Annotated in this window: 12 protein-coding genes; 1 reads left to right on the forward strand and 11 read right to left on the reverse strand. The window is 68.4% G+C overall.

The annotated features are described in order from the left end of the window. Both VNL12_RS17485 and VNL12_RS17490 read right to left on the reverse strand, forming a co-directional pair. The coding region (locus VNL12_RS17485; RefSeq protein WP_325596228.1) for a hypothetical protein at positions 1-218 on the reverse strand (218 nt) is incomplete at its 3' end. Positions 219-1,083: 865 nt separating this feature from the next. Continuing rightward, a complete protein-coding gene (locus VNL12_RS17490; RefSeq protein WP_325596229.1) occupies positions 1,084-2,478 on the reverse strand; it encodes a recombinase family protein in 1,395 nt (464 codons plus the stop codon). 123 nt (positions 2,479-2,601) lie between these two features. On the opposite strand from VNL12_RS17490, the gene VNL12_RS17495 reads away from it, so the two are divergent. Then, positions 2,602-2,856 carry a hypothetical protein gene (locus VNL12_RS17495; RefSeq protein WP_325596230.1) on the forward strand — a complete coding sequence of 85 codons (255 nt, stop codon included), beginning with the start codon at positions 2,602-2,604 and terminating at the stop codon, positions 2,854-2,856. Between the two features lie 177 nt (positions 2,857-3,033). Here VNL12_RS17495 and VNL12_RS17500 read toward each other — a convergent pair whose 3' ends face one another. The 9 genes from VNL12_RS17500 to VNL12_RS17540 all read right to left on the reverse strand — a co-directional run bounded on the left by VNL12_RS17500 (position 3,034) and on the right by VNL12_RS17540 (position 8,619). Then, positions 3,034-3,324 carry a hypothetical protein gene (locus VNL12_RS17500; protein WP_325596231.1) on the reverse strand — a complete coding sequence of 97 codons (291 nt, stop codon included), beginning with the start codon at positions 3,322-3,324 and terminating at the stop codon, positions 3,034-3,036. Beyond that, complete coding sequence (locus VNL12_RS17505; protein WP_325596232.1) at positions 3,321-5,672, reverse strand: hypothetical protein; 2,352 nt, start codon at positions 5,670-5,672, stop codon at positions 3,321-3,323. Before VNL12_RS17505 ends, VNL12_RS17500 begins: the two co-directional genes overlap by 4 nt. Before the next feature lie 44 nt (positions 5,673-5,716). Then, positions 5,717-6,253: a hypothetical protein gene (locus tag VNL12_RS17510; RefSeq protein WP_325596233.1), complete on the reverse strand. Its 537-nt coding sequence runs from the start codon at positions 6,251-6,253 to the stop codon at positions 5,717-5,719. 3 nt (positions 6,254-6,256) lie between these two features. Beyond that, positions 6,257-6,547 carry a hypothetical protein gene (locus VNL12_RS17515; RefSeq protein ID WP_325596234.1) on the reverse strand — a complete coding sequence of 97 codons (291 nt, stop codon included), beginning with the start codon at positions 6,545-6,547 and terminating at the stop codon, positions 6,257-6,259. A gap of 28 nt (positions 6,548-6,575) precedes the next feature. After that, the gene (locus VNL12_RS17520; protein WP_325596235.1) at positions 6,576-6,920 is read right to left on the reverse strand and encodes a hypothetical protein; all 345 of its coding nucleotides are present in this window, start codon (positions 6,918-6,920) and stop codon (positions 6,576-6,578) included. Further along, a complete protein-coding gene (locus VNL12_RS17525; protein ID WP_325596236.1) occupies positions 6,917-7,222 on the reverse strand; it encodes a hypothetical protein in 306 nt (101 codons plus the stop codon). Before VNL12_RS17525 ends, VNL12_RS17520 begins: the two co-directional genes overlap by 4 nt. A 154-nt stretch (positions 7,223-7,376) precedes the next feature. Further along, positions 7,377-7,901, reverse strand: coding sequence for a hypothetical protein (locus tag VNL12_RS17530; RefSeq protein ID WP_325596237.1), 525 nt, complete (start codon positions 7,899-7,901; stop codon positions 7,377-7,379). After that, positions 7,901-8,236, reverse strand: a complete 336-nt coding sequence (locus VNL12_RS17535) for a hypothetical protein (RefSeq protein ID WP_325596238.1) — start codon at positions 8,234-8,236, stop codon at positions 7,901-7,903. Before VNL12_RS17535 ends, VNL12_RS17530 begins: the two co-directional genes overlap by 1 nt. Next, positions 8,233-8,619, reverse strand: coding sequence for a hypothetical protein (locus VNL12_RS17540; RefSeq protein ID WP_325596239.1), 387 nt, complete (start codon positions 8,617-8,619; stop codon positions 8,233-8,235). The genes VNL12_RS17535 and VNL12_RS17540 overlap by 4 nt, the downstream gene beginning before the upstream one ends. Positions 8,620-8,786 lie beyond the last annotated feature (167 nt).

Below are 8,786 nucleotides of genomic sequence, written 5' to 3' on the forward strand. Positions count from 1 at the left end.
ACGAGCTGATCCCACATCGACTCGTCAAGAGGACAATCGACGAGGTTCCAGAACTCACGGAGCTGCAGCCCGCACTGAGACGCCATCAACTTGCCGAGACCATCGTCGATCTCTTTCGACCCATGCGAAATGCGGGTCACAAGCGTCGTCACACCTGCGACTTGCTTTCGATACATATGGTGATGGCTCTCATCCTGCACCATCCCCTTCTTGATCAAGGACGCTGCAACAGTGGTTACAGATCGAAGCACGAAACTATTAGCTTCAACCCACGGCGACGTGCTGTTGAAGAAACTCCAACTGTGCAGCGAGGTCCGAGGAGAGTCCGACCTGCGACTGAAGTACCTCGCAATGTTCGCGGAGCGCTACCCTCAGATCTTGAAGTGCCGCCGCGACACTTCCGCCTGCTCCGAAGACGCCGGTGTGAGGTTCGACCGCCGTGCAATGGCCACTGCTGAATTGGAGGACGGCTCGTACCGGGCGGATCAAACCGAGGCCACCCATCCAATATCCGCCCGCGTACCCATTGGCGACTCGAGCCAATGTTGCGCGCCCCCCCGCCCCCGGCGCCGCAGCCACAACCTCTATTGAGCGCGCATCAGGTGAGGCCGGTGACCATCGGGTTTTAGGTGCGGCGAACAGATCGGTGGATCGAACTTCCAATGTTTTCGTCATGACTCGCCCCCAGAGGCCATGTCGAACGCCTGTGCCACGGACTGGAGTGCCCCGATTAACTCTCCAAGCCGAGCTCGACTCAGTGAAACCCGACAGAGGGGTCTCACGCTGATCGCTCCAATTGCCATCATTAACGCTTGCTGCTCTTCAGAAGTACCCAGAACTACCGGCGGAGCTACGTGGCCAAGCGTCACGATGATGTCCTCGGGACCCTCCGGCCCCGAGCCGATCTGTACGAGCGACATGTTGCTACGGTGCACAGGTAGGTCATCAACGCCCGGCCAGATGACCGATACCTCAACGGGGTCACCGAGCTCGGACACGCCTGAATGATGGCACGCACGCCGAGGGGCAGCCAGATCGGCACCCCATACCCTGGCACTGGCGAAGGCTCCGAGCCCCGCCAGGTCAGGTCATCCGACCTCGCCACTTGATCTTCACCCGCAGGTGGTCGAACCGGTTGAGCCCACGCACCCCGGGCCCGACGGTGATGGTCTCGACGCAGGTGTCGATCATGGCGCGCCGCTGGTCGAAGCCGGTCGTCTCCCAGCGGGCCGCGAGCGCCTCCCCCTGCCCCCGGTAACGCTCGAGGCGGCGGTTCCCCTCGGTGACGGTCATGAGGCGCCGTGCGGCGACCAGGCGGCTCTCCACGCCAGCCCGGGCGGTCAGGTACTCGCTGCGGCTGATGATCCGGTCGACGTAGTGATCGCGGGCGAGCTGGTCGAGGGCGGCTTCGTCGGCGGCGACCTGGGCGAGGGTGTCGCCGGGTGCGTCGGTGTCGGAGCGTGCGGCGTGGACGGCGTCGGTGTCGAGCCAGCGGGTGGCGAGGAAGGCGATGTACTCCTCGAGCGCTTCGGCGATGACGCCGATCTTCCCGCAGCCGTGGAAGTTGGGGCCGCGGGCGCACACGTAGGCCCGGTCCTTGTTGCTGCGGGGGCGGGCGACGAGGCGGGCGTCGCACAGGCCGCACCGGAGGAGGCCGGTGAGGAGGTACCGGCGGGGGTTCACGTTCAGCCGGCGGGCGGGGTCGAGGAGGATCAGGCGGAGGCGTTCGACGGTGGGACGGTCGACTATCCCGGCCCAGGTCGCCTCAGCTGTCCATCGGCCCTGATGCTCCCGCCACCCGGCGATGCGGGCGGAGGTGAGGAGCCGGCGGAGGACGGGGGTGGTCCACGCCCCCCCGGTGACGGTGTCGACACCTCGGGTGTTCCAGTCGGCGGCGATGGTGCGGAGCCGGTCCCCGTCGAGGATGCGTTGCGTCGCCTCCCGGATCATGGCCGCCTCGTCGACCCGGACGGTGAGCCGGTCCTGGTGGTACCCGTAGGGGCGGGTGCCGCCGCCGGCCCACTCCCCCGCCTCGGCGAGCTCGAGGTGCTTGCGGCGGAGCCGGCGCGACTTGTCCTCCGACTCCTTCCGGGCGACGGACCCTACGACGCGGGCGGTGAGGCGACCCTCGGGGGTGGCGAGGTCGTAGGGCCCGGCGGTGACGGAGACGACGGTGGCTTGGGCGGCTTCGATGACGTCGATGAAGTCTTCGAGCTCCCGGGGGGAGCGGTGGAGCCGGTCGGGGTGCCAGCAGACGACCCGGTCGACGGCGCCCTCCTTGAGGTCGCTGAGCATCCGCTGGTAGGCGGGGCGCGGCTTACCGCTGTACGCGGAGACGTCGTTGTCGACGAACACGGTGACGGGTGTCCACCCGTGTCGGTCGCACAGGTCGCGGCAGTCCTGCTCCTGGCGGTCGACGCCGAGGCCGGCGCCTGTGCGATCCTGGGAGATGCGGGCGTAGATCGCCGTGCTGGCCATGTCCACCACCTTGTCGACGGGGTGTGACGGCCCATGTGACATGACCGCGCGGTGACGGTAGCGAGTCTCGGTCTACGTCACAAGAGCCGACGGCCTGTCGCACCCCGGCGCGAGCCTCGCCTCATGACGACGAACGAGGCGATGAGCGAGGCGATGGTGGCTGGGCAGCGGTGGTTGCAGTACGGGGCGTCGAGCGGTCCGACCGGCGAGGTCCGGCACCTGCGGGTGGTGCCGGACCCGGCCGTGTCGGACGAGTGGTGGGCTGAGCTCCGGTCGATCGAGCAGCACCTCGAGCTCCTCGAGGCCGACCTGTTCGCCCTGGAGTGCCGGGTCCGCCGGTTGCGCACCGAGGCGGCGGGGCTGCCGGCGGCCGGCTGACGCCGCGCTCGTGCCCGGACGCGACGAAGCGCCCCCGACCCGAAGGCCAGGGACGCTCTCCTGCTGTTCGGGTTCGGTCAGCGACGACCGCAGGTCTGGCGGGAGTCTGGCGGAACCCTGAGTCGATCTTGACGGCTCAGACCTTGACGCGTCTCCACTCTGGGGTCTGGGGGCGGCTCAGGTGATGATGATCGTCCCGGCTGAGTCGAGGACGGGGGTCTCCGGGTTGGCGGTGTACCGGACCCAGATCGTGTAGCTCCCGGGCGGGAGGACGGTGGCGCCGGGCCCGATGAGGGGGACGTACTTGCCGGTCCCGATGGTCAGGGGGGCTTGCCAGCTGGCCGCGACGGGGCGCTCCCCGCGAGGGATCACGGCGACGGAGAAGTTGGTGACCGGCACCCCGTTGGCGGTGACGGCCAAGGGGCCGACTGCTTCGAGGCTCTCCCTCGGAATCCTCCACGTGGTCATGGTTGCTCCTCGAGGTCGGCGGTGCGGGTGCGGGGAGCGAGGTTCCCGAGCCTGACCGGGGGGGCGGTGAGGGTGGCGGTGGCGGCTCGGCTGGTGAGGGTGGCGACCCGGGCGGGTCGGTCGCCGAGAGTGGCGGTCCGGGCCCGTGCTCCGAGGGAGGCGTGGAGGATCGTGTCAACGGTCGGACCGGTGGCTGCCTGACCCACGCTCCACCGGGGCTCGGCTGCTCGCGCCGCCAGCCCCCCTTGGCGCCACCGCAGGTCGATGAGGTCGGCGAGGCCGGCGCGCACGGCCCAGCGGAGCGCGGACGCTGCTGCTGCCTCCGTCCTCGTGGCCCACGGGAGCTCGACTGGTCGAGCGATCGTGGCTGCAGCCCGCCACCGGAGGTTGGTCAAGTCGCTTGCTGTTGCTGCCACTCCCCAGCGGAGCGTCGTGCTGTCCGTCGCGGTTCCTGCTGCTGCCGCTACCCCCCAGCGGAGCGTCGTGCTGTCCGTCGCAGCAGTCCTCGTCGCCCAGGCGATCTCGGCGGCGTCTACGGTGGCCTGCCTCACGGCGTGACGAAGGGCGGTGGTGTCGTCGACGCCGGTCCGGACCGCCCAGCGAAGCGAGGTCGCGTCGTCGACGCCTGCTCGGGTGGCGTGGCGGAGGTCGGTCGCGTCGGCCACTCCGACTCGGGTGGCGAACCGGAGGACGGTCCCGTCGGTCGCTGCTCCTCGGGTGGCGAACCGGAGCGCGGTGGCGTCGGTCGTTGCGCCTCGCGCCGCCCAGCGGAGGTCGTTGGTCCTTGGCACCATCACCGTGCGGACCGCCCATCGGGTCACGGTCGCGTCCCCTGCCGCCTGGCGTACCGGCCAGCGGAGTGTCCTCGCTCTCGTCGCCGGCGCGAGCACCGGCCAACGGATCTGGGTCGCGTCCGAGAGGGCAACTCGGACGGCGTGGCGGAGGGTGGTCGTGTCGGTTGTCGCCGCTCGGGTCGCGGACCGGAGGATGGTGGCGTCGGTGACCTGGGCGCGGGTTCCCCACCGGAGGTCGACGGCGTCGGTGACGCCGGCCGCTGGTGCGCTTGTCTGCCACCGGGTGTCGGTCGCGTCGGTGACGAGTGCTCGAGCCTGCCACCGGGCGTCAGTCGTGTCGGCGACAGGCGCGGTGACCTGCCACCGGGGGTTGATCGTGCGCTCGACGGGTGTGGTCCCGGCTGGGGCGGCGGTCGGGAAATCGACCTGGAGGAGGAGCCCGAACCAGTACGGGATCGGGGCGACGTCCGACGAGTAGCCGACCCGGCCAACGAGGGCGTTCACTTCCGTCGGGGTCCACCCCGCGGCGGGAGCGGTCACTGCGCCCGACTTGTAGAAGGGGGCGGTGTCGCTCATGTCAGCGGGCGCAGCAGCGGTCCCGTAGATCGAGGATTCGACCCCGCCGCTGTTACGGATGATCGTTGAGCCGTTGTTGGCAGTGGTCGCCGCCGACCCGTACATGAGGTAGCCAGCGACACCGTTGGCGGTGGCCGTCTCGGCGGTGTCTGCGAACAGCACCTCCAGGTACGCGCCAGCAGGGATGTCGGCAGTGGCGGTGACCTGCTGCACCCGTGATGTGGTGGCGGACAACGGCATGTCGTTGAGCTCGGAGAACGCGGCGTTCGTCACGCTGTTGACGGCGAGCCCGGCAGCGTCCTGGAACTTCGTCTGGTTGAGGTGCGCCCCGTCAGCGTTCGGGGAGTAGCTGAGCACCTTGCCCGCCCCGATCGGGTAGTCGGCGGCGGTCTGACTGAACGCTACGTCATCGATCGAGAACTGTCCGGCGGGACCGGTGGTGCTCGTGTCCCCGAAGTGGAAACCGCTGATCGTGTCGATTGCCATCGCTGCGGTCGTGTCGAACTTCACGACCCCGTCAAGCGAGCACTTCACCGCCCACGGGTTCGCCGTGGTCACCGCAGAGATGTCGACCTGGTACCACGTGCCGACCACGTAGGAACCGAGCGACCCGACCAGCACCGTTCCGGCCCTGAACTCCAAGGTTCCTGTGGAGGTGGCGTGGACCCGGACCCCGAGGAGGTTCGTGACGGTCTGGATGCCGCCGACCCGGAGTGAACCGGTCGTCGGGGCCGTGTCGACGCGGAAGTAGAACCGCATGACTCTGGCAGCACCGGAGGCAGTACCGACAGTCTTGACGAACCGAGCAGCGGCTGTTGCGGTCGGGGCGAGGACGAGGCCGTGACCACCGGTACGAGCGCCGCCCGCACCAACGTAGATGTTGGGTCCGATGGCCCCGTTGATCGTGGTCGCGATCCCGCCGCCGGCGGCGAGCAGGGCGCCGTGCTCGAAACCTTCGACGTGAGTGAGGGTCGGCATTTACGCCCCGATCGGAGGCCAGGCGGTGACCACGGTCAGGAGCCTTAGGCCGCGGTGTCGCCGCCGATGGAGATGGTGGCGCCGTCGCTGTCGACGGCGGCGGTGTTCGCCGCGGTGCGGCGCACCCACACGGCGACGACCGAACCGGCGGGGATGTCAGCGACGGCGAGGCCCCCGGCCTTCGTGGTGGGCGCGGTGAACGTGACGCCGGCGGGGGCGGTGAGCTCGTTGGCGATCGTCGCAGCCTGGGCGGCGGCTGCCCCGAGAGCCGTGACGCCTGCCGGGTCGAGCCCGATGGCGGTTGAGGCGCCACCGGCGACCTCGGCGCTGATCCACACCTTGACCGCCGTCAGGGCGAGGGTGGCGTGCGCGTTGTGGAAGAAGAGGCAGCGGTAGTCGACCACGCTGGCGGCGTTCTCGTCACCGCTGATGGCGTCGAACAGGTTGCCGACGGTCGCCTCGGTGATCTGCGTCGTGCTGATCTGATCCCCTAGGGAGCCGGCGGGGGTGCCGGCGGTCGTGTTCCCGGCGGCGGCGACGACGGAGAGCTTGGTCAACAAATCGGTGGCGGTGATGGGCATGGGCTACAGCTCCTCGTCGGGGGTGGGCTCGTCAGAGAAGAGGACGGGCTCGAGGGTCTGGAGGGAGAGCCCGGTCGCCCGGAGGTGCTCGACGAGCTCGGGGGCGGCGTCGCCGGTGCCGTGCTCGGTGACGTGCTGCTCGATCCGCTCCTCGGCCTGGCCCCGCTTCGGCCACCCGCTCGAGCGGAACCCGCAGGAGCACGCCCCGTCGTAGGTGTCGCCCGCTGTCTTGCGGACGCCAACGACCCGGGGGATCCCGTCGATGGCGTCCGACCTGTCGATCTTGGTTCTCATGTGGGGGCCTCCTGGGGGTGGTCGGGGGTCAGTTCGGGACGACGTCGAAGGCGAACAGCGCGCCGATGGAGATGGCGATGACGATGACGGCGAACACGAGAATGACGGTGTCGGCGTTGCCCGCCTCGGCCACGTTCACCGGGTCGGCCGGCGGGTTGACCACCTCCACGGGAGAGGTCCCGCCACTGGTAGAGGTGCGGGCGAGGAGGGTGGCGAGCGCTCCCAGCGCGGTCCCGGCGGGCCCGGCGACGATCGCTAGGTCCGCCCCGGAGACACCGACGCGGATCAGGTAGACGAGGCCGCCGAGGCCGGCGAGGGCGGTGGCGCCGAGGAACAGGACGACGGCGCGGACGGTGAAGTGGTCGGAGCTCACGGGGTCCTCCTTGGGAGCGTTCGGGGCCTGGCTGGCCCCTTGGCGTCGCGGAACTCGGACAGGCGCTGAGCCTGGCAGTCGATGGGCAGCCCGGTCACCTGCTGGCCCCACCGGCTCAGGAGCATGTTCAGGTCGAGCACGTCCATCGGGATGACCTCGAACGCCTCGTCGTCGATCGGGATGCGCACGTCGACGGAGCCGACGAGGTACGGGGTCTCATCGAACGTCACCTTCAGCAGGTGACAGAAGTGGTCGAGCGCCCGGACCTGATCCACGCGCAGGTGGGTGGCTCGCTCGCTCACGGGGTCCGCCTCGCGGACTGATGGTGGAACTGATGCAGGCGCCAAGTGGCGACCGCAGCAGTTACGAGCCATGCGTCCCGTCGTCGCCGGTCGAAGGTGCGACCGGCGGCAAAGACCGCGCCACCCACCGCCGCGTGCGTGACGAAGTGGACGATCACGGTTTCGCCCGAGACGCTGCATCAGCAGCTGCCCCGTCCGAACCTTCGGCGACGTTGGCGCGTTCGGTTGCCTTCGCCAGATCGTGAGCCACGTCCTTGGTCGTCTGCACGGCGACAGCGTCAGCGGCATCGGCGCGGCTGCGGGCGGCTTCGACGCGAACGTGCTCCTCCGCCAGATCGTCCGCTATTCCCTTGGCTGTTCCCTCCAACCGGCGGTTCGACTCTGCGTTCTGGTGGCCCAGTTCGGTGCCGACGTAGACGCTCTCCGCCGTTCTCTCCGCGGCCATCTTGGCTTCCAGAGCGGCCTCCTTGGCGTCTGCGGCGGCTTCCTCAATGCGTAGGAGCGCATCGACCACGGCTGTATGCATGGCGTCTTGCAACTCGACCGCATCGAGTGCTGCCTGGCGAAGAACCGAAGCCACGTTTGTCGCGTGGGCGCACAGCCACACGACGCCGAGGGCGGTGACGATAGAGCCTGTTGCAACGACGACGACACAAGCGAGGATGATGTGGTCTCTCATTATTCGCCCCGAGCTTTCGCTTGGATGAGGATGAGCACCTGCGACTTCAGCTTGTCGATCTCGTCTTGCATCGACTTCTCACGCCCCCTCCACTCGGCCCGGTCCTGTTCGTGCTCGACCTTGAGAGCGGCGATCTCGTCTTGGCAAGACTTCCGCACTCGCTCGACCTCTTCCAGCGTCTTGGTTTGGAACTTCTCCCAGCCTCCGAGCAGCACGGCAGCGTTGTCAGAGCTCGACTTGACCTTGTCGCTTCTTGCACCACGCCAGGTGCCGTAGATCGTTCCGACGAAGGCCGTGATTCCACCGATGATGGCTGCGATGTCGCCGCCGTTCACAGGTCACCTTCAACGGACTGGATGACTGAATCGCGCAGCCGTAGACGTGCCACTTCCACCCGGAAGATGATGACGTACCCGACCGAGATGAAGCCGCTCAGAGCGAGGAGGAGCGGTGCACGGAATGTTGCAGGGTCCGCCAGTCGTGAGAGCACCTCATACATCCCCCACGCTTCGAAGCCTTGGAACGGGATGACGACAGCGACGATGTGGAGCCAGATGAAACCACCGCCGCTCCCCCAGAACGTCTTCCAGGTGCGTGGTGTCGGTGCCAGCACCTTGTAGGAGATGATGAGGTTGGCAACCGCCAGTCCGAAGGTGGTCGAGGCCGACATGATCGCGAGTACCCGGACGATGTCCACCGCGGTCACGAACGGCGTCACGCGTTCAACTTCGCGATGAGCTTGTCGAGCTTCTGCTGGGTGAGCGCCGACTCGTACCGGGTAGCGGCGAGCAGATCCTCGACCCGGTCGAGTCGTGCGCCCTCAGCGACTATCTCGTGGTTGATCCTGCCGAGCCATGCGGCCTGCTCCGGTGTCATGTCGTCCTC

Source organism: Iamia sp., assembly GCF_035575815.1.
Classification (GTDB): Bacteria; Actinomycetota; Acidimicrobiia; order Acidimicrobiales; family Iamiaceae; genus Iamia.

Bases quoted from the DNA above. Each gene is read 5' to 3' on its own strand.
- VNL12_RS17490 (WP_325596229.1), bottom strand. From the start codon at position 2,478: ATGGCCAGCACGGCGATCTACGCCCGCATCTCCCAGGATCGCACAGGC.
- VNL12_RS17495 (WP_325596230.1), top strand. From the start codon at position 2,602: ATGACGACGAACGAGGCGATGAGCGAGGCGATGGTGGCTGGGCAGCGG.
- VNL12_RS17500 (WP_325596231.1), bottom strand. From the start codon at position 3,324: ATGACCACGTGGAGGATTCCGAGGGAGAGCCTCGAAGCAGTCGGCCCC.
- VNL12_RS17505 (WP_325596232.1), bottom strand. From the start codon at position 5,672: ATGCCGACCCTCACTCACGTCGAAGGTTTCGAGCACGGCGCCCTGCTC.
- VNL12_RS17510 (WP_325596233.1), bottom strand. From the start codon at position 6,253: ATGCCCATCACCGCCACCGATTTGTTGACCAAGCTCTCCGTCGTCGCC.
- VNL12_RS17515 (WP_325596234.1), bottom strand. From the start codon at position 6,547: ATGAGAACCAAGATCGACAGGTCGGACGCCATCGACGGGATCCCCCGG.
- VNL12_RS17530 (WP_325596237.1), bottom strand. From the start codon at position 7,901: ATGAGAGACCACATCATCCTCGCTTGTGTCGTCGTCGTTGCAACAGGC.